Annotated in this window: 21 protein-coding genes; 11 read left to right on the top strand and 10 right to left on the bottom strand. The window is 65.4% G+C overall.

All coding sequences use genetic code 11. From position 1 onward, the window contains the following. Positions 1-36: 36 nt before the first annotated feature. The 4 genes from B0T44_RS00965 to napA form a co-directional block, all read right to left on the bottom strand. Positions 37-1,182: a glutamate--cysteine ligase gene (locus tag B0T44_RS00965; protein ID WP_077118365.1), complete on the bottom strand. Its 1,146-nt coding sequence runs from the start codon at positions 1,180-1,182 to the stop codon at positions 37-39. Positions 1,183-1,195: 13 nt separating this feature from the next. Further along, a complete protein-coding gene (gene sodC, locus B0T44_RS00960; RefSeq protein WP_077118367.1) occupies positions 1,196-1,885 on the bottom strand; it encodes a superoxide dismutase[Cu-Zn] in 690 nt (229 codons plus the stop codon). Positions 1,886-2,009: 124 nt separating this feature from the next. Then, on the bottom strand, positions 2,010-2,579 hold the full coding sequence (locus tag B0T44_RS00955) for a LytR C-terminal domain-containing protein (protein ID WP_077118369.1): 570 nt from the start codon (positions 2,577-2,579) through the stop codon (positions 2,010-2,012). An 18-nt stretch (positions 2,580-2,597) separates the two neighbouring features. Next, a complete protein-coding gene (napA, locus tag B0T44_RS00950) occupies positions 2,598-2,972 on the bottom strand; it encodes a nucleoid-associated protein NapA (protein WP_077118371.1) in 375 nt (124 codons plus the stop codon). Positions 2,973-3,179: 207 nt separating this feature from the next. Here napA and B0T44_RS00945 point away from each other — a divergent pair, with 207 nt between their 5' ends. From B0T44_RS00945 to B0T44_RS00935, 3 genes are read left to right on the top strand one after another with little or no spacing between them, the layout of a single operon-like run. After that, positions 3,180-3,767, top strand: coding sequence for a peptide deformylase (locus tag B0T44_RS00945; protein WP_077118373.1), 588 nt, complete (start codon positions 3,180-3,182; stop codon positions 3,765-3,767). Continuing rightward, the gene (locus B0T44_RS00940; protein WP_077118375.1) at positions 3,760-4,776 is read left to right on the top strand and encodes an N-acetylglutamate synthase, CG3035 family; all 1,017 of its coding nucleotides are present in this window, start codon (positions 3,760-3,762) and stop codon (positions 4,774-4,776) included. The genes B0T44_RS00945 and B0T44_RS00940 overlap by 8 nt, the downstream gene beginning before the upstream one ends. Before the next feature lie 10 nt (positions 4,777-4,786). Continuing rightward, the gene (locus tag B0T44_RS00935) at positions 4,787-5,602 is read left to right on the top strand and encodes an exodeoxyribonuclease III (RefSeq protein ID WP_077118377.1); all 816 of its coding nucleotides are present in this window, start codon (positions 4,787-4,789) and stop codon (positions 5,600-5,602) included. Here the strand turns inward: B0T44_RS00935 and B0T44_RS00930 are convergent. Then, a complete protein-coding gene (locus tag B0T44_RS00930; protein ID WP_077118380.1) occupies positions 5,569-6,186 on the bottom strand; it encodes a Uma2 family endonuclease in 618 nt (205 codons plus the stop codon). The genes B0T44_RS00935 and B0T44_RS00930 overlap by 34 nt on opposite strands. Before the next feature lie 168 nt (positions 6,187-6,354). Between B0T44_RS00930 and B0T44_RS00925 the strand changes: the two genes are divergently transcribed. From B0T44_RS00925 to B0T44_RS00910, 4 genes are all read left to right on the top strand, one after another. Further along, on the top strand, positions 6,355-7,551 hold the full coding sequence (locus B0T44_RS00925; RefSeq protein WP_077118382.1) for a homogentisate 1,2-dioxygenase: 1,197 nt from the start codon (positions 6,355-6,357) through the stop codon (positions 7,549-7,551). After that, positions 7,548-8,732: a fumarylacetoacetase gene (gene fahA / locus B0T44_RS00920; RefSeq protein WP_077118560.1), complete on the top strand. Its 1,185-nt coding sequence runs from the start codon at positions 7,548-7,550 to the stop codon at positions 8,730-8,732. The genes B0T44_RS00925 and fahA overlap by 4 nt, the downstream gene beginning before the upstream one ends. A 34-nt stretch (positions 8,733-8,766) precedes the next feature. Continuing rightward, the gene (locus tag B0T44_RS00915; RefSeq protein WP_077118384.1) at positions 8,767-9,252 is read left to right on the top strand and encodes a VOC family protein; all 486 of its coding nucleotides are present in this window, start codon (positions 8,767-8,769) and stop codon (positions 9,250-9,252) included. Positions 9,253-9,340: 88 nt separating this feature from the next. After that, positions 9,341-9,760, top strand: a complete 420-nt coding sequence (locus B0T44_RS00910; RefSeq protein ID WP_077118386.1) for a hypothetical protein — start codon at positions 9,341-9,343, stop codon at positions 9,758-9,760. 220 nt (positions 9,761-9,980) lie between these two features. On the opposite strand, the gene B0T44_RS00905 is transcribed toward B0T44_RS00910, so the two are convergent. Then, the gene (locus B0T44_RS00905) at positions 9,981-10,457 is read right to left on the bottom strand and encodes a DUF6194 family protein (RefSeq protein ID WP_077118388.1); all 477 of its coding nucleotides are present in this window, start codon (positions 10,455-10,457) and stop codon (positions 9,981-9,983) included. A gap of 87 nt (positions 10,458-10,544) precedes the next feature. On the opposite strand from B0T44_RS00905, the gene B0T44_RS00900 reads away from it, so the two are divergent. Continuing rightward, entirely contained in the window at positions 10,545-11,366 is an 822-nt protein-coding gene (locus B0T44_RS00900) for a MerR family transcriptional regulator (RefSeq protein WP_081511443.1), read from the top strand. Positions 11,367-11,569: 203 nt separating this feature from the next. Here the strand turns inward: B0T44_RS00900 and B0T44_RS00895 are convergent, their stop codons facing one another. Genes B0T44_RS00895 through B0T44_RS00885 form a run of 3 tightly spaced genes read right to left on the bottom strand, consistent with a single transcriptional unit; the run spans position 11,570 to position 13,585 of the window. Then, positions 11,570-12,064, bottom strand: coding sequence for a GNAT family N-acetyltransferase (locus B0T44_RS00895; protein WP_077118391.1), 495 nt, complete (start codon positions 12,062-12,064; stop codon positions 11,570-11,572). Between the two features lie 39 nt (positions 12,065-12,103). After that, a complete protein-coding gene (locus tag B0T44_RS00890; protein WP_077118393.1) occupies positions 12,104-13,171 on the bottom strand; it encodes a Gfo/Idh/MocA family protein in 1,068 nt (355 codons plus the stop codon). Between the two features lie 60 nt (positions 13,172-13,231). Further along, positions 13,232-13,585: a hypothetical protein gene (locus tag B0T44_RS00885; RefSeq protein WP_139347885.1), complete on the bottom strand. Its 354-nt coding sequence runs from the start codon at positions 13,583-13,585 to the stop codon at positions 13,232-13,234. A gap of 294 nt (positions 13,586-13,879) precedes the next feature. On the opposite strand from B0T44_RS00885, the gene B0T44_RS00880 reads away from it, so the two are divergent. The 3 genes from B0T44_RS00880 to B0T44_RS00870 all read left to right on the top strand — a co-directional run bounded on the left by B0T44_RS00880 (position 13,880) and on the right by B0T44_RS00870 (position 16,569). Next, a complete protein-coding gene (locus B0T44_RS00880; protein WP_077118397.1) occupies positions 13,880-14,662 on the top strand; it encodes an aminotransferase class IV family protein in 783 nt (260 codons plus the stop codon). Between the two features lie 129 nt (positions 14,663-14,791). Further along, positions 14,792-15,649 carry an SUMF1/EgtB/PvdO family nonheme iron enzyme gene (locus B0T44_RS00875; RefSeq protein WP_081511442.1) on the top strand — a complete coding sequence of 286 codons (858 nt, stop codon included), beginning with the start codon at positions 14,792-14,794 and terminating at the stop codon, positions 15,647-15,649. A gap of 107 nt (positions 15,650-15,756) precedes the next feature. After that, positions 15,757-16,569 carry an inositol monophosphatase family protein gene (locus B0T44_RS00870; protein WP_077118402.1) on the top strand — a complete coding sequence of 271 codons (813 nt, stop codon included), beginning with the start codon at positions 15,757-15,759 and terminating at the stop codon, positions 16,567-16,569. A gap of 133 nt (positions 16,570-16,702) precedes the next feature. Here B0T44_RS00870 and dmpG read toward each other — a convergent pair whose 3' ends face one another. After that, positions 16,703-17,740 (bottom strand): 4-hydroxy-2-oxovalerate aldolase, encoded by a 1,038-nt coding sequence (dmpG, locus tag B0T44_RS00865; RefSeq protein WP_077118404.1) that lies wholly within the window; start codon positions 17,738-17,740, stop codon positions 16,703-16,705. Positions 17,741-17,753 lie beyond the last annotated feature (13 nt).

The following is a 17,753-nucleotide window of genomic DNA, read 5'->3' as shown; positions in this document are numbered from 1 at the left end:
GAACAGCAGACACCGAACCGGGGACGGTTTCGCGGGTTACTGGTCGAGTTCTTTGACCAGTGCGTCGACCACCGCCACCAGATCCCCCTGAGCGGCCGCGGCCACTTTGCGTTGCCGCTGATAGCAGGCGCCGCGTTGCGGGATCTCGGCCACCATGGCCAGTTCGTCGGCGCAGCCGAGCTGTTTGGCGGTGGGTTCGAGCCGGTTGAGCAGTTCGGTCAGGTCGTCGGTGACCAGGCGCTCGTTGCTGTCGTCGTCGACGATGATGATCGCGTCCAACCCGTAACGCGCGGCCCGCCACTTGTTCTCCTGGACATGCCATGGCGGCAGCGTCGGCAGCTGTTCACCGTTCTCCACCCGCTGATCCAGATTGACGACCAGGCAGTGGATGAGCGCGGCAAGGGCGGCCAGTTCGGCCCGGGTGGAGATGCCGTCGCACACGCGCACCTCGATCGTTCCCCATTTGGGGGCGGGCCGGATATCCCAGTGCATACCGCCGAGTTGTTCGAACACACCGGTTTTCATCTCGTCGTGCACGAAATACTCGAACTGCCGCCAGTTCTCGAACTGGAACGGCAGTCCCGCGGTGGGCAGCTGCTGGAACATCAGCGCCCGGTTGCTGGCATAACCGGTATCCGAACCGGCCCACATCGGCGAGGACGCCGACAGCGCGAGCAGATGCGGATACGACAGCAGCAGCGAGTTCAGGATCGGAAAGACCTTGTTCCGGTGCGAAACCCCCACATGCACGTGCACGCCCCAGATCAGCATCTGCCGCCCCCACCACTGAGTGCGTTCGATCAGCTCGTCGTAATGCTGGGAACGGGTGAGCTGCTGGGTGGACCAGCGCGCGAACGGATGGGTGCCCGCACAGAACAGGTCGACGCCGAGCAGGTCGGCGGCCCGGCGCACCGTGCCCATGGTGGCGCTGAGATCTTCGACCGCGCCGCCGACGGTGTCGTGCACCCCGGTCACCAGCTCCACCGTGTTACGCAGCAGCTCCTTGGTGACCTGCGGGGTGCCGTCGTGGGCGCGCAGATCACCGACCGAATCGAAAACGGCGGCCGCGGTATTGGACAGATCCCGGCTCACCTTGTCGACGAGCGCGATCTCCCATTCGATACCGATGGTCGGGCGGGGCGAACCTCGGAAGGGAACCGATTCGATTCTCGCCCCGCCCATCATGGTTGGTGTCCTATTCGACTACACCGCAGGCGATGCGCCCGCCTGCGTCACCGGTTGACAGTGTTGTCTCGTCCGGCCCGGTTTCACCGTCACGCGAGTAGCGGTCGGGGATATTGCCGAAGTTGTCGGAGCCGGCGTGGATCATCAGCGCCTTACCGCGCACATCGGCCATGGTCACCGAATCCGTGGTGGTGACCAGATAGCCTTCGCCGTCCTTACGGACCTGCAGGGAGGTCAGATCGCCGCTGGCCGGGTGCGCGTTGTTACCACCGACCTGCAGATGACCGCCCGCGGACAGGAAGTTACCCGGGTCTCCGCCAGCCGGCGGGGTCGAATTCGCCTCGCACTTACCGACCTCGTGGAAGTGCAGGCCGTGGAAGCCGGGTTCCAGCCCGCGCGCTTCGACAGTGATCCGCAGGTGGTCGCCGTCCTCGGCGATATCGGCGGTGCCCACCGTGGCGCCGGACGGGTCCTTCAGCTGGACTTCGGTGCCGGAGCCCGCCGGGGTGTCGTTGTGGGTGCCGCCGTGCTCGTTCTCGGCGCCCGCCGGAGCCGGGGAACTGGTGAACACCGGCGGGGTCGTCCCCGGGACGTCACTCGACTCCTGACTGTTCGTGCAGGCAACGAGGCCGAAAGCCGCGACAGCCAGCACCGGGGTCACGCTCCGCCAGGACGGGCGACGAGTTGTGGACGGTGCCATCGGAGAACTCCTTTACGAGTACCGAGTTTACGAGCAAAGCTCGATCAACACGATCATTACCGGACAAGATGATGCCACGTCGGCCCTGTCGTCCCATGACAGGGCTGTGCCGCTCTGCCGCTCCCTACTCACCGGTCACGATCACGGTCACCCCCGTTGAACTGTCCCCGATACCGGGATTCGGTGCGGCTTTCGCCCCGAGTTCGGCCGCGATCGCCTCGGCTGCTTCCTTGTCGCCTGCTCCGTCGCCGTAGTACACGGTGGTCTCGGCGAGGGTGCTGCCCGCATAGTTGCCGGTCGAGGTGTTCGTCCAGCCCTCGGCGCCGAGTTCATCGGCAGTGCGCGCGGCCAGCCCGGCGACGAGGCTGTTGTTGAGCACCTGCACCGGAACGGACCGGTCGACACCGTCGGCTGCGGTGGTGGTTGCTTTGCCCGGTGTGGTCTGTGCGCTGCTGGTGGCGGTAGCACCCGCCGACGTTGTGGTACCCGCGCCTGCCCTGGTCGTCGCGGCCGCGGTCACCTGCGGCGCCGCGGTTTCGCTGCTGGTTTCCGAATCGGCCGCCTCCGCGGTGTCGGACTTCGCACTCGACAGCGACATCGCGCCGAGACCGGCGAAGACGATGGCCAGCGAAATCAGAACCATCGCCAGCGCGCGCAGCGGTGGCCCACCGGAGGTGGGGTTCGAGTTGCTCACGTGACCGAGCCTAGCGCGTCACACCTGGAAGCCCAGCCGCCGCGCGGCGCGCGCTTTCTGCCTGCTGGACCGCAGCCTGCGCAGTCGCTTGACCAGCATCGGGTCGGCGGCCAGTGCTTCTGGCCGGTCCACCAATGCGTTCAGCACCTGGTAGTAGCGGGTCGGGGACATGCCGAACAGCTCGCGGATCGCTTCTTCTTTGGCGCCCGCGTATTTCCACCATTGGCGTTCGAAGGCAAGGATGTCGCGGTCGCGGCGGCTCAACCCGTCGTCGGTGTTACCGGGGTGTTCGGAATGCGCTGTATCCACGTTGGCCGCTGCTTCGTTCGGGCTGTCGGGGCTGCCTGCGCCGTCCCGGTGTGCGGAAAGATTCCGCGCCGCTGCGCCGTCCATCTTGCTCCCTCGCCGAGTCACCCACCGGACGAAATATGCGTAGTCTCCGGGTACTTGTCGCCGGGTATTACTACGTGGCGGATATTCAACCACGACTGTCCCAGAAACATAGTGCGCCAACACGCGGTACGTCCGGCCCCACCCTAAACGGTTGGACCGACAGCTACCCGCGCGCCCCGACAAGCCGGACATCAATAAACTTCCAGCATGGCAATCCTCCCTATCGTGATCGTCGGCGATCCCGTTCTGCACCATCCGACCGAACAGGTAACCGAATCGCCGGAGGAGCTGGCGGGGCTGATCGCGGATATGTACGAAACGCTCGACGCGGCCAACGGGGTCGGTCTGGCCGCCAACCAGGTGGGGGTCGCCAAACGCCTGTTCGTCTACGACTGCCCTGATGAGGGCGCCGACGGCGCGGTGACACGGCGGCGCGGCGCGGTGATCAACCCGGTGCTGGAGACCTCGCAGATCCCGGAAACCATGCCGGACCCCGACGACGACGAAGAGGGCTGCCTGTCGGTGCCGGGTGAGCAGTTCCCCACCGGCCGCGCGGAGTGGGCGCGGGTGACCGGGACCGATGAGCACGGCGAACCGGTCACCGTCGAAGGCAACGGCTTCTTCGCGCGGATGCTGCAGCACGAGGTCGGCCACCTGGACGGGTTCCTCTATGTGGATGTGCTGATCGGCCGCAATGCGCGCGCAGCGAAGAAGGCGATCAAACGCAATGGCTGGGGCACACCTGGTTTGAGCTGGCTACCCGGCGTGGGGCCGGATCCGTTCGGGCATGACTGAGCCGGCTGCGCCCGGTACACCGGGAGGTCTGCCCGGTATCGAGGTGGGCCGCCGCGTGGTGTTGCGGTACCGGCTGCCCGAGGGGTACGCGCAGCCGCTGACCGATGTGATCGGGGAGCTGGTGTCGCTGGAACCGGTGACGGTCCGCACCGCCGACGGCCGCACCGTCTCGGTCACCGCCGATCGGGTGGTGGCCTTGAAGGCGCTGGCAGCTCGGCCGATTCGCACCGGGGAGATCCGCGCGCTAGAGGCCGCCGCCGCGGCAGGCTGGCCCGGAACCGAACACGCCTGGATCGACGGCTGGCTGGCCCGCGCCGGTCACGGTTACACCAGGCGCGCGAATTCGGCGGTACCGCTCGGCGATGCGGACGGGCCGCCGCAGTTCACGGTGGACACCCTGCACCGGATCAACACCTGGTACACCCAGCGCAACCTACCGCCGCGACTGCTGCTGCCCGACCGGCTCGCCTCCGTACCGCCCGGATGGAACAGCTGGGGTGAGACAGCGGTGCTCGGTATGGACCTGGACAATTTCGTGTTCCCGCAGGGCCCGCCGATGGTGCGGATCGCGCAGGAACCCTCGGATACCTGGCTGCGGATGCACCGGTTCCGCGGCGAGGAACCCCCGGACCACACCGAGCCCACACCTCCGGTACCGGTACCGGAGGTGTTGACCGCGGTACGCGATGGTGCCGTCGGTTTCGCCTCCCTCGGCCTGCCGGAACCGATCGCCATCGCACGGGGCGCGCTGACCACCGCCCCCGACGACCGGCACTGGATCGGGCTGTCCTGTGTGACGGTCGCGGCCCAGCACCGCAGGCACGGTCTGGCCGCGCTGGTATGCGCGGAACTGCTGCGCTGGGGCCGCGACCGCGGAGCAACCCATGCATATGTGCAGGTGGAGGCGGACAATGCGGGCGCGCTCGCGTTGTACCGCCAGCTGGGATTCGTGGACCACCACAGCTACCGCTACGCGGTCCCCGGCGGGCCGATACCCGTGGTGCGGTAGAAAGAAGACCGTGCGCCTGGCCACCTGGAACATCAACTCCATCCGCACCCGGCTGGACCGGGTGACGTCGTGGCTGGACCGCCAGGACATCGACGTGCTGGCGTTGCAGGAAACCAAATGCCGCGACGACCAGTTCCCGTTCGACAAGTTCGAAGAACTCGGCTACGAGGCGGCACATCTGGGTGTCAACCAGTGGAACGGGGTGGCGATCGTCTCCCGGGTCGGCCTGACCGATATCGAGTTCGCCTTCCCCGGACAGCCCGGTTTCGACAAAGACGCCGGTGAATCGCTGATCAGTGCCCCGGTGGTCGAGGCGCGGGCGATCGGCGCGACCTGCGGCGGGTTGCGGGTGTGGAGCCTGTACGTGCCGAACGGTCGGTCGCTCACCGACCCGCATTACGCTTACAAACTGGAATGGCTGGCCACTCTGCGCCGTAACGCCCAGGAATGGTTGAGCGCCGACCCGCAGGCCCGGATCGCTCTGGCAGGTGACTGGAATATCGCCCCCACCGACGACGACGTGTGGTCCGCCGAATTCTTCGCCGGGAAAACCCACACCTCACAACCGGAACGCGATGCCTTCACCGCCATCCTCGACACCGGTTTCACCGATGTCATGCGCCCCTACGCACCCGGCCCCGGGGTCTACACATACTGGGATTACACCCAGCTGCGTTTCCCGCGCAAAGAAGGAATGCGGATCGATTTCATCCTCGCTTCCCCCGCACTGGCCGCCGCCGCGACCGACGCCATGGTCGACCGGGAAGAACGCAAAGGTAAACAGCCCAGCGATCACGCGCCGGTTATCGCGGTATTCAGCGACTGAGCATCCTCATACCCATGCTTGAGCGGTTCGCTGTCCAGGGCGACTCCGATGGGATCGGGGATCTGGACAACAGCGCCGAACGGCACCGTGGTTCTCGAGCGGTAGCGGGTCTCGCTCGGCTGGCTGAAAACAGTGACTTCGCCTGAAGTCCGGTCGATCAGCAGATAAATCGGTATCCCGGTGGACGCATAAGCAACAGGTTTGTCGCAGCGGTCTCGCTGCTCGGTGTCCTGGTCGCGTGAGGTCACCTCGACCACCATGAGCACCGGCGCCGGATCGGCCCACTGCCCTTGACCGGCGAAGGCGTCGCCGACTGCCAGTACGCCGTCCGGTCTGGCGCGGCCGTTGCGATGGCGCTGCACCTTAAGCCCCTGCCCGGTGAAGAGGCAAAGGTCCGGACGAAGCAGCACGAACAGCCGAATCAAGCCCTGAATGATCCGCTCGTGATCCCCATCCGGTACTGCCTTCGCCCCCAGCTTGCCTGCGACGAACTCCAGTCGCACATTTTCGGACACCTGCCCGGCACACCGGTCGAGTTCCTCGAACTCTCCGGGCGTCATGAGCGACTCATGAACGGCGGTCATGCGCACAACGATACCGACACCTTTGTGCCGGATAACAATGTTTCTCCCCAACAGGGTGTAGAACTTCCTCGAGCCTCGCAGATGAAGTTGTTGCTATCGATCAGGACCGCTCGCGGGTCCCCCTACATACCATTGAGGTGACTGTCCGTCCGTTCGGCGGGAGGTGTCGTGGCTTTCTATCGGCAGGTCGGGGCGGTGCCGCCGAAGCGGCATACCCAGCATCGGGACGGGCAGGGCAGGCTCTACTGCGAGGAGCTGATGGGCGAAGAGGGGTTCTCCGGGGACTCGTCGCTGCTGTACCACCTTGGGCTGCCCTCGGCGATCGTGGATGCGACCGAGTGGGAGCTGGGGGATCAGACGATCGTGCCGAATCATCCGCTGCGCCACCGTCATCTGCGGCTGCACGAGCTGTTCCCCGGCGACGCCCCCGCCGCGAACGACCCGGTGACCGGGCGGCGGCTGCTGCTGGCCAATGCCGACGTGCGGCTGTCGTATGTGGTCGCCTCGGGCGCGTCGCCGCTGTACCGCAACGCCGTCGGCGACGAGCTGGTGTACGTCGAGGCCGGTAGCGCGACAGTCGAAACCGTGTTCGGGGCACTGTCGGCGCGTCCCGGTGATCATGTGCTCATCCCCCGGGCGACAACCCACCGCTGGGTGCCCAACGGCACGCAACCGGTGCGGGCCTATGTGATCGAGGCGTCCGGTCATATCGCTGCGCCGCGCCGCTATCTGTCCCGATACGGCCAGTTCTTGGAGAGCGCGCCGTACTGTGAGCGCGATATGCACGGGCCGGACGAGCCCCTGCTTGTCTCCGGCGCCGATGTCGAGGTCCTGGTGAAACACCGACCGGCCGGGCAGCTCGTCGGCACCAGACTGGTGTATGCCACCCATCCGTTCGACGTGGTCGGCTGGGACGGATGCCTGTACCCGTTCACCTTCAATATTTCCGACTTCGAGCCGATCACCGGGCGAGTGCATCAACCACCGCCGGTGCATCAGGTGTTCGAGGGAACCAATTTCGTGGTGTGTGATTTCGTGCCGCGCAAGGTCGACTATCACCCGCTGTCGATTCCGGTGCCCTACTACCACTCGAATGTGGATTCCGATGAAGTCATGTTCTATTGCGGTGGCGATTACGCGGCGCGCAAAGGCTCGGGGATAGGACCGGGATCGGTGTCGCTGCATGCCGGGGGTTACGCGCACGGCCCACAACCCGGCGCCTACGAGGGTGGTATCGGCGCGGAATTCTTCGATGAGTTGGCCGTTATGGTCGATACCTTCCGGCCACTTCTGCTCGGCGAAGGTGCGCTGGCCTGCGAAGACCCGGACTATACGTGGACCTGGTCGGGGCGGGGGCCTGTATGAGGATCCGGGTGGAGGTGCCCGACGATTCCCTTTTCGGCTTGGACAACCTGCCGTACGGGGTGTTCGCGCCGCCCGGCGGGGATTTCCGGGTCGGGGTCCGCGTCGACGAACGCGTGCTCGACCTGGCGACGATGCTGGGCGACCCGGTATTGGCCAGGGGCGAGTTGAACGCCTTCCTGGCCGCCGGGCCGGGCAAATGGCGGGAGGTGCGGGAACGGGCGCAGACGCTGCTCGCCGGTGAGGTCGTCGATACCGCGCTGTACCCGATAGAGCAGGTGCGGATGGCGTTGCCGGTCCGCATCGGCGACTACGTCGACTTCTACGCCAGCATCGACCACGCGACAAACCTCGGCAAACTGCTGCGTCCTGGCTCCGATCCACTTCTGCCGAACTGGCGGCATCTGCCGGTCGGGTATCACGGGCGGGCGGGAACGGTCGTCGTTTCCGGCACCGAGATCGTCCGGCCGCGCGGTCAGCACCGCGCGACCGGAACCGATTCGCCCACTTTCTCGCCGACCGAGCGGCTGGATATCGAGGCCGAATTGGGTTTCGTCATCGGGACGGGTTCGGCGCTGGGTTCCCCGCTCGGCACCGCCGATTTCGCCGACCATGTTTTCGGTGTGGCACTGGTCAACGATTGGTCCGCCCGTGATATCCAGGCGTGGGAGTATCAGCCGCTCGGCCCGTTCCTCGGTAAATCGTTCGCCACGTCGATATCGGCGTGGGTCACTCCGCTGGAAGCGTTGGCCGCGGCCCGGATACCGCTGCCCCCGCAATACCCCGAACCGCTGTCTTACCTGCGGGAACACGACGACTGGGGGCTGGATATCGACTTGTGTGTGCAGTGGAACAGCCAGGTGGTGTCCCGGCCGCCGTACTCCCGGATGTACTGGTCACCGGCCCAGATGCTGGCCCATCTCACCGCCAACGGTGCCTCCGTACGCACCGGCGACCTGTACGCCTCCGGCACCGTCTCCGGCCCCGAACCCGATGAGCGGGGTTCGTTCATCGAACTCACCTGGGGCGGCGCCGAGCCGATCACCGTGCTGGACTCCGAACGCACCTTCCTCGTGGACGGTGATGCCGTCACCATCACCGCCAGCGCTCCGGGCCCAGGGGGCGGGCGGGTCGGGTTGGGTGAAGTACACGGCTCGATAATGCCCGCGCTCAGGAACTGGTGACCTGCCGATGTAGCCACCCGACAAGGAGGAGCGAATGCAGAAGATCGTCACAAACCTGTGGTACGACACCGAGGCCGAGGAAGCCGCGGAGTTCTATTGTTCGCTGTTTCCCGATGCCAAGATCACCGGTATCCAGCGCTACACCGAAGCCGGTCCGCGACCGGCGGGCTCGGTGCTGACCGTCGACTTCGAACTCGCCGGCCAACAGTTCACCGCCATCAACGGCGGTGGCGAATACCAGTACACCCACGCGATGTCGCTGCTGATCAACTGTGACAGCCAGGACGAAGTCGACCGCCTCTGGACCGCCCTGCTCGCCGACGGCGGTCAGGAAGTCGAATGCGGTTGGCTCAACGACAAATACGGCGTCCCCTGGCAGGTGTGGCCGACGGAAGCCAACGCGCTGCTCGTCGGCGAAGACCGCGAGGCCGTCAACCGGGCGATGCAGGCCATGCTCGGCATGAAGAAGATCGACGCGCACGCCATGCGCGAGGCCTACGAAGGACGACCAGCGCAGTGAGAGCTACTCTCCACCAGGGCTTCTGAAACGATCAGAGCGGAAAATGCGACACAGGGGCAAACCGAACAACTCGACAGGAGACTCAACCGTGAAACTTCGCGCCGTCGTGGCCGGCATCGCGCTCGCCGCCGCCGCTGTCTGCACCACCCCTGCTGTCGCCTCCGCAGACGACCCGGAATTCCCGCGCAACGGCATCATCCCGCCCGGGTTCTACCACATCACCCAGCACCCCTCGAACGTCATCGGTACCCCACTGAACGACTGCACCCTGCGCATCTACGCGCATGACCCCTGGGTCCAGCTGGAGTGCGGGAACACCATCCGGTCCGGGTACCAGCACCCGGTCGGCCCCGACGAAACCTACGTCACCTTCCACGCCAACCCTCTCGGCCTGGCGCTGCGCGATATCGATCCCCGCCAGGGCCACTGGATCGGAACGGTGAATCTCAGCGGAACCCCGATCGCCGCGCCCTATCCGCTGGCGGGGATCAACCTGCAACGCCGGTAAACCCCTACCCCGTTCGCCGGCAGGCAGGTCGCGAACCGATCGACTACGAGCGAACAGGCACGGGCGCGTGTCATGAACATGCAGACTGGGACGCATGGTTGTTGCGATCCGGAGCCTCGACATGGACGCCGAGGAAGTCGTCGCGGAGATTCGTAGCGGACGCTGAGAGGCCGGCCGACCGGCCGCGCTGGGCACTCGCGTCGCCGTGAGCGTATGTCACTTACCGACGCGTTGATTCAGCGCGACGCTCGTAACGAGACCTCGCGCGGCGGTAGGCGGTCGTAAGCAACTCGCGCACCGCCGATTCCGTGCGCTTACCCGGGTTCACCACCGCGAGCCAGGCGACGGTGCCGTACACAGGGTGGGCGATCACCGTGTCGAGACTGCTCGGGTCGGGCTCGTCGAGGGCGGGTTCACGAGGGGCGCGACCGACCCAGCTGACGAAGGCGTCCTTTCCGACGGCGATATTCACCCGAAAGGTGTCCGGGCGGTCCAGACGCGATGCTTCGTCGCCGGGGTAGTTCTTGGTGACGATTGTGGCGAAGGGTTGAGTGTTGGTGGGGACGACCCCGTCGGGCGAGTAGTAGAAGAACAGGTCGCCCCAGCTGATCTCCGGGGAACCGTCGCCCGGCCCCGGCCGCAGCGTCAGCACACCGTCCATGTCTGCTACGAAGTCGTAGATCTCGTCTATGGTCATGAGCTCCAGCGTTTCATTGAAGTGCTTGTGGAGACTTTCGGACAGAAAACGAGGGACTTCGAGATGCCAAGGCTCAAACCAGCGAGCATGCGCACTGTTGATGTCGCGCGGCGTGCCGGTTACTCCGTGCAGCAGATCCGCAACCTCGAGCGCGACGGCGTCCTGCCTCCCTCCGCGCGCACCGCGACCGGCTACCGGGTCTACGACGACATCCACCTGCATTCCGCCCTGGCCTATCGCGCCCTCGCCGCAGGCACCGGCCCGGTCGAGGCCAAGAAGATCGTCCGAGCCTTCCACTGCTCCCCGGCAGCCGTTGCCCTCGCCCTGCTCGACGCGGCACACGCCCGGCTCGACACCGAACGCACCGACCTGCATCACGCCATCGCCGCAGCCGAGTCGATCACCACCGAACCACTCACCGATATCCGCGCCTCCGACTCGATGACCGTCTCCGAACTCGCCACCGCCCTCGGCATCCGCCCCTCCACCCTGCGCCACTGGGACTCAGAAGGCCTCGTCGTCCCCGACCGCGCCCCGCACCGAGGAACACGGCGCTACACCCCCACCCAAGTCCGGGACGCCCGCATCGTGCATCAGCTCCGCCAGGCCGGTTACCGCATCCCCGCCCTGCGCGCCCTGATGCCGGAAATCCGGCACGCCCGCCGCTTGCAGGACGTCAGGTCCGCACTGGCCGCCAGGGAGACCGCGATCACAGCACGCTCCCAAGCCCTCCTGGACGGATCCGCCGCCCTCAGCGCGTTACTCGCCTGTTCAGCCTCCACGAACAGCCCTCAGGACGACTCGAAACAGATCAATGCCTCGAAACGGCTCGAGGCATTGAACGAACTCACCGAGATGGCGGAGCGAGGCGACTTCGACATGCTGTTCGACAAGAACAACTATCGGTGAGAACCAGCATTTTCGGTATCAGCCACCTCACCGTAGCCGCCGCCGTGCCCCTTCTGCGGAACTTCCGTCAGCCAGACCAGCCCACCCAGCTCGACCGGAATTGGCGAATCGGTGCTGACCAGCGCAGTTTCCGCCGTATGCAGCTGCATGGTGATCGCAGCCGCTTCGCTCAGCGCGGCGAGCGTCCCGTCGTTGTCACTCGACTACTGCACCTTTTTGTGCATCACCATCGAAGAAACCGCGTAGCCGCTGCGGCGGTACAACTCGATCGCCGCCGTATTGCTCCCGACGACGTTCAACCCGACCCGAGTCATCCCCTTACCCGCCGCCAATTCCTCGACGGCCGCGAGGATCGCACTCCCATATCCCTGCCGCCGGAACTGCTCGTAAACGACGATGTCGTACACCCACCCCGAGTCAGCGGTCGCAGTCGCCTCCTGCGGGTCGGGCCCGAGCCACGCCTCACCCACCACTGCGCCCGAATCATCTTCCGCCACAACGAGGTAATGTCCCTCGGTCTCCTGCCCCTGCGGTAGATAGAAAGCGGTGCCCTCCCGCACCCGCTCCCACGCCTGCTCCTCCGACACGAACTCGGCGAGCTCCCGCGCCCCCTCCGCTTCGCGCCGGCGCGTGGCCTCCTCGTATTCTGCGGCGGTCATCGCCCGCAGGGTCACCTGCTTCACGTTCCTCCATATCATCGAACACCGAAATCATCAGCCCGTCTCGGTGACGGATGTCTAGCTGGGGTGTACCCCGACAAGGAAGTCGGGCAGCAGTGTGGAGCGCGAGTTGTCGCGCAGTGACTGCGCACCGACGACGCCGACCAGGGAAGCGGCAACCGCGTACTGTACGGGTATCAGCGGGGGTTCGCCACGCTCGACGCTGGCGCGGAAGCCTTCGAGCACCCGCACAGTGCCTTCCGTCTTCGGTTCGACGACGGTGCCGTCGAGCGACAGCGGCGACGGTGCGCGCTCCTCGTCGCGCACCTGTCCGTCGGGGCTGGTCCATGCCTCTTTGCGGACCCGTACCGACCACGCGCGGGAGCCGGGCGCCCGCACCGACTCGGCCAGGCCCTCGGTGCCGCGCACCGAAACCCAACTCCAGTGACTGTCGGGCTCCCCTTGCAGGAAACCGTGACGGGTGATCGCCAGCCCGCCGCCGCTGAGACGTACCAGAAGCACTACTGCCGCACGGGGATCCGTGGCGTCGACCGAAAACGCTGTCACCTCGGTCGGCATCTGCCCGGTGAGCGCGAGCACGGGCGACAGGGTGTGCGTGCAGTACGCCGTCGGCGCGATCCGGCCGCGCCAGTGGCCTGGATCGCCGATCAGCGCCGTGACGTCGTCCGGGGCCATCCCGTGCAGATAATCCGCTTCGATCAGGGTGACCCGGCCGATTTCCCCGCTGGCCACGGCATCATGAATGAGCCGGACATGCGGATGGAACACGTAGTTCTCGGCGAAAGAGTAGGTGGCGCTGGAGCGTCGCTCGGCGTCGATGAGCGCGCGTGCCTCTTGCTCGTCCATGCATGCCGCGGCTTCGGAAAGCACATGCACACCCCGTTCGAGAAAGGCGATGGCCAACGGCGCGTGTTGATCGAAGTCGTTGGCGAGCACAACGCCGTCGAGGTCTTCGTTCAGCAGTTCACGCCACTGTTCGACGAGCACCGCCCCCGGCAACTGTTCGGCGGCTTCGGCTCGCCGCTCGGGATCACGATCGCACCCCGCCACCACATCCATCCCCAACCGACGACACCACGTCGCCAGATACAGGCCCATCCCCAAACCGACCACACCCACGCGCATAGCCGGATCTTCAAATGCCGCTGGGGAACACGTCAACCGAAATAATCGAGGCCGACCCAGTCAGCCACCCTTCCCTGCGCCCGCCACGCCTTCTGGTGGCAGCCCGGCGATATACCAATCGATCGCTCCCCGGTGATACCAGCCGTAAGGACGGCCGACAAGCAGCGAGCAGCGGGTCAAGACCTGGCGAGCACGAAAATCGATGTGCTCCAAGCTCGGCACAATGATTCCGTTGGGTCCTGACTTCAAAACCTCATCCAGCGTCCACGGAAACGGATCGTGCTCGTCGTGCACCACCACGCGCTGGATGCGGAAACCATGGGCGGCGGCCAGTAGCCCGCAGTGGGTCTCCAGCAGTGCCCTGCCGTTCCCACACAGAGACTGTTTGAGGAAGACGACAGCGTGTGGCATCACCGGACCTCCGCTCCCGGCTGGAGGAACACATGACAGACATGTGTTTCGGCCGCATAGTGCTGGCAATCATCATGCTGCATCGCTCCAACCAAGCGTTGGGCGTAGCCGTCCTCGAAGCCCGAGGCAAGTGGGGTGGTGCCAACCGTTCTCAGGTGTTCCGCAGTTGTCATGTAGGCCAGGATCAACGCAGCAGATCAGCAGCGGAACCGCCGCGACAAAGCATTACACCGCCCTTTCACCGAACTTCGGCATAGAGCAGGGATTCGACATGGAGAAAAGTGAAAGACTGGCCGTATGGAACTCAACGGCTCAGCGGTCACGGCCGACGATATAGGCGCTCTGGGATTGGTCAACTTCGGCCACTTCACGTCGATGCGGGTCGAGAACGGCGCGGTTCGCGGTCTTTCCCTGCATCTGGATCGGCTTATCCGCGATTGCCGTACTGTGTTCGATGCCGATCTCGATCCCGAGCGTGTCCGTGAGCTCGTACGGCATGCGCTGCGTGGCTCCGCTGCTGCAGTGGTAGTACGGGTGACAGTGTTCGACCCACACCTCGAACTCGGCCGGCCAGGAGCGGACGCCGAACCGCACATCCTTGTCAGCATGCGAAAAGCACCGCCGTCCCCGCAGAGCCCGGTGAGTCTGCAATCGGCGGTCTACTCCCGCGATATGCCCCGGGTCAAACACGTCGGTCTGTTCGGCGCGCTACATCAACGACGCACTGCGCAGCGAAACGGGTTCGACGATGCCATGTTCACGACTGCCGACGGAATCGTCACCGAGATCGCGACCTCCAACATCGGATTCATAGACACCGAAGGGCGTCTGGTCTGGCCCAAGGCAGAGGTGTTGCCCGGAACCACTATGCGTCTGATCAGCCAGGCCCGGGACGAGGAAGTCCAGTCCGAAACAATCACACTGGCTCGGCTCAATCAGTTCGTCGGTGCCGTGGCGACCAATGCGGCTGTCGGGGTCCGGGCAGTCGCCCGAGTCGATGACATCCGGTGGCCGACCGCACACAAGCTGATCGATACTCTGCGCGCCGAATACGAATCAATTCCGGCGCAACAGCTCTGACCGACAAGTGGGCGCTCCGGCGGCCAGCAACAGCGCCGCCGATGTGGTGAGGGGAGAACACAGAAGATGATCACGATTGTTCGGCGTTGGACCGGGGCGGAGGTCCGCGCCTTGCGCCACGCGCGGAGAATGAGCCTTGTGGAATTCGCCGCGCACCTCGGTGTCGGCGACCGTTTGGTGTCGAAATGGGAGGCCGGTGGCGCGAGCACCTGCCCCAGGCCGGTCAACCAGGCGGCCCTTGACACCTCTTTGGCACGTCTCACCAGTGAAGAACGCGCCCGTTTCACGGAGTTCGTCTCCCTGGACGTGCTCAGCCCCGCGCGTAATCTCGATGTCCCCGAACATCCCACCAACGTCCGCCACCCAATGGACGGAAAACTGATGACCCGGATTCCCGAAGGTGTCTATCTGTCCGGGGCCGAGGACGAACCGGTGTGGGTCGCGGAGTTCTACATCGACCTGTCTCCCACAACCAACGCTGATTACGCACGGTTCGTCGCCGCTACTGGCCACACACCGCCACAGCACTGGGAGGAAGTGCACCCGCCGACAACGATCGCCGACCATCCCGTCGTCTGGGTGACCTGGGATGACGCCCACGCCTATGCCCAGTGGGCGGGCAAGGGCCTGCCGACCAGCCAGCAGTGGGAGAAAGCAGCCCGCGGCACCCTCGGCAATACCTGGCCGTGGGGCACTCAACCTACTCCAGCCAAAAGCAACGTCCGTGGCTCCGGCCCAGGCACCACCACTCCTGTCGACCAATACAAGAGCGGTGTCAGTCCCTACGGCTGCTACGACATGTGCGGAAACGTCTGGGAATGGCTCGCGACCCCTACCACAAACAACCGTTACGAGCTCAAGGGCGCGGCATTCACCAGCCCGTTCGACCGAGGAAGACCGGCGGCCTTCAACGATGCGGATAGAGCGATGACGGATGACGACACCGGCTTCCGCTGCGTTTCAACGAAGTTACTCGACCAAGACTGAGCGAAACTGGGAATGCGGTCAGCTGAGCGAATCGAAGCGCCCGGGATTTTCGATACATTCGCCAATGTCTTCGACAGCATCTGGACGCGAGGGAAAGAGGTCGGTACGTGATCGATACCCGAGCACTCCTGAACACCGCGCGTGCGGCGGTAGCCGAAGGTGCGGCCCTGCTGGGCAGCTCGGGCCCAGGCGAGATCCACGCGAAAGGCGAGCGCGATTTCGTCACGGAGCTGGACATCGAAATCCAGACCGCCATGCAGAAGCAGCTGCATTCAGTGACGCCATGGATCGGCTTCCTGGGTGAGGAAGCAAGTACGACGGCGACGGACCGCGAAGACGCCGAGTACGTGTGGACGCTGGATCCGATCGACGGGACCTCGAATTTCATCCACGGTCTTCCGTTGTGCGCCGTTTCCCTCGCGCTCGTACACAGAGGCAAACCGATGATCGGCGTCATACAGGCGCCCTTCCTCAGCCTGGAGTACTACGCGGCCGAAGGCAGCGGCGCATTCTGCAATGGCGAGCCCATCGCCGCAGGTCGGGCACAAAATCTCCGCGATGCCATCGTGTCGATCGGCGACTATGCGGTCGGCCCTCGAGCCGCCGAACGGAACCGCCGGCGATTCGCGATAACGGAAGCTCTCGCCGCGACTGTCGAGCGCGTCCGGATGTTCGGGTCTGCTGCTCTCGATCTGGTGTGGGTGGCCGAGGGGCGTACCGATGGCTGCGTGATGCTGTCGAACAAACCGTGGGATACCGCCGCCGGTGTCCTGATCGCCCGCGAAAGCGGCGCGGTCGTCACCGATTCCGACGGAAGCCCGCACAGCCTGCGGGCACGCCACACCATTGCCGCCAACCCGGTGATCTCTCGGGAGCTGGTGCGGGTGGTATCCACCGCGTGCGAACCACCATCGTTCTGAGCTCGACCAGCTACCGTGCTCGGCCGACTACCGTCCCGGTCGATGCGATCGGCCTCGGAGCCGAGTCCGAGAACGCGAGCAGGCCGCGAGGTGGCTAATCGACATCCCTCGCGGCCTACGGCAAACCCGCTGCTCAGGCAGAAACAGTCGCCTGCTCGCGCTGCAACTCCAACGCGATATCGATCAGCTGGTCCTCCTGCCCACCGACCAGCTTGCGCTGACCGGCGCGCACCAGCATTTCGGCGGCCGAGACGCCGTAGCGTTCGGCCTGCCGTTCGGCGTGCTTGAGGAAGCTGGAGTACACCCCGGCGTAGCCCATCATGAGTGCCTGACGGTCGAGCAGGCATTCCTGCGGCATGGCGGGCCGGACCACGTCTTCGGCGGCGTCGGCGATGGCGAAGAAATCGATGCCGGTTTTGATGCCGAGTTTGTCGCAGACGCCGACGAGGGCTTCGACGGGGGTGTTGCCTGCGCCTGCGCCGAAGCGGCGGGCGCTGCCGTCGATCTGGGTGGCGCCTGCGCGGATGGCGTAAATGGAGTTGGCGCAACCGAGATCGAGGTTTTCGTGGCCGTGGAAACCGACCTGGGCGTCGTTGCCGAGTTCGGCGACCACCGCGGAGACGCGGTCGGAGACCTGCTCCAACACCAGTGCGCCCGCGGAGTCGACGATGTAGACGCACTGGCAGCCTGCGTCGGCCATGATGCGGGCCTGTTTGGCCAGGACCTCGGGGGGCTGGGTGTGCGACATCATCAGGAAGCCGACAGTTTCCAGGCCGAGTTCGCGGGCGAGGCCGAAGTGCTGGATGGAGACGTCGGCCTCGGTGCAGTGGGTGGCGATACGGCAGATGCTGGCGCCATTGTCCTGGGAGACTTTGATGTCTTCCTTTACACCGACGCCGGGCAGCATCAGGACCGCGATCTTGGCCTGTTTCGCGGTTTCGGCGGCGATGGTGACGAGTTCCTGTTCCGGCGTCTTGGAGAAGCCGTAGTTGAACGAGGAACCGCCGAGACCGTCGCCGTGGGTCACCTCGATCACCGGGACGCCGGAGGCGTCGAGGGCGGCGACGATATCGCGGACCTCGGTGGCGGTGAACTGGTGGCGTTTGTGGTGGGAACCGTCACGCAGTGAGGTGTCGGTGACGCGGATATCGAGTTCGGCTGAATATGGCATTTCAGAAGTCCCT

Origin of the sequence: Nocardia donostiensis, assembly GCF_002081715.1 — a bacterium.
Lineage (GTDB): Bacteria > Actinomycetota > Actinomycetes > Mycobacteriales > Mycobacteriaceae > Nocardia > Nocardia donostiensis.
This window is presented reverse-complemented; position numbering and strand designations above follow the sequence as displayed.

Coding starts and splice junctions, on each gene's coding strand:
- B0T44_RS00890 (WP_077118393.1), bottom strand. CDS start 13,171: ATGCGCGTGGGTGTGGTCGGTTTGGGGATGGGCCTGTATCTGGCGACG.
- B0T44_RS00895 (WP_077118391.1), bottom strand. CDS start 12,064: ATGATATGGAGGAACGTGAAGCAGGTGACCCTGCGGGCGATGACCGCC.
- B0T44_RS00880 (WP_077118397.1), top strand. CDS start 13,880: ATGGAACTCAACGGCTCAGCGGTCACGGCCGACGATATAGGCGCTCTG.
- B0T44_RS00940 (WP_077118375.1), top strand. CDS start 3,760: ATGACTGAGCCGGCTGCGCCCGGTACACCGGGAGGTCTGCCCGGTATC.
- B0T44_RS00945 (WP_077118373.1), top strand. CDS start 3,180: ATGGCAATCCTCCCTATCGTGATCGTCGGCGATCCCGTTCTGCACCAT.
- dmpG (WP_077118404.1), bottom strand. CDS start 17,740: ATGCCATATTCAGCCGAACTCGATATCCGCGTCACCGACACCTCACTG.
- B0T44_RS00965 (WP_077118365.1), bottom strand. CDS start 1,182: ATGGGCGGGGCGAGAATCGAATCGGTTCCCTTCCGAGGTTCGCCCCGC.
- sodC (WP_077118367.1), bottom strand. CDS start 1,885: ATGGCACCGTCCACAACTCGTCGCCCGTCCTGGCGGAGCGTGACCCCG.
- B0T44_RS00905 (WP_077118388.1), bottom strand. CDS start 10,457: ATGACCATAGACGAGATCTACGACTTCGTAGCAGACATGGACGGTGTG.
- B0T44_RS00915 (WP_077118384.1), top strand. CDS start 8,767: ATGCAGAAGATCGTCACAAACCTGTGGTACGACACCGAGGCCGAGGAA.
- B0T44_RS00930 (WP_077118380.1), bottom strand. CDS start 6,186: ATGACCGCCGTTCATGAGTCGCTCATGACGCCCGGAGAGTTCGAGGAA.
- napA (WP_077118371.1), bottom strand. CDS start 2,972: ATGGACGGCGCAGCGGCGCGGAATCTTTCCGCACACCGGGACGGCGCA.
- fahA (WP_077118560.1), top strand. CDS start 7,548: ATGAGGATCCGGGTGGAGGTGCCCGACGATTCCCTTTTCGGCTTGGAC.
- B0T44_RS00875 (WP_081511442.1), top strand. CDS start 14,792: ATGAGCCTTGTGGAATTCGCCGCGCACCTCGGTGTCGGCGACCGTTTG.
- B0T44_RS00900 (WP_081511443.1), top strand. CDS start 10,545: ATGCGCACTGTTGATGTCGCGCGGCGTGCCGGTTACTCCGTGCAGCAG.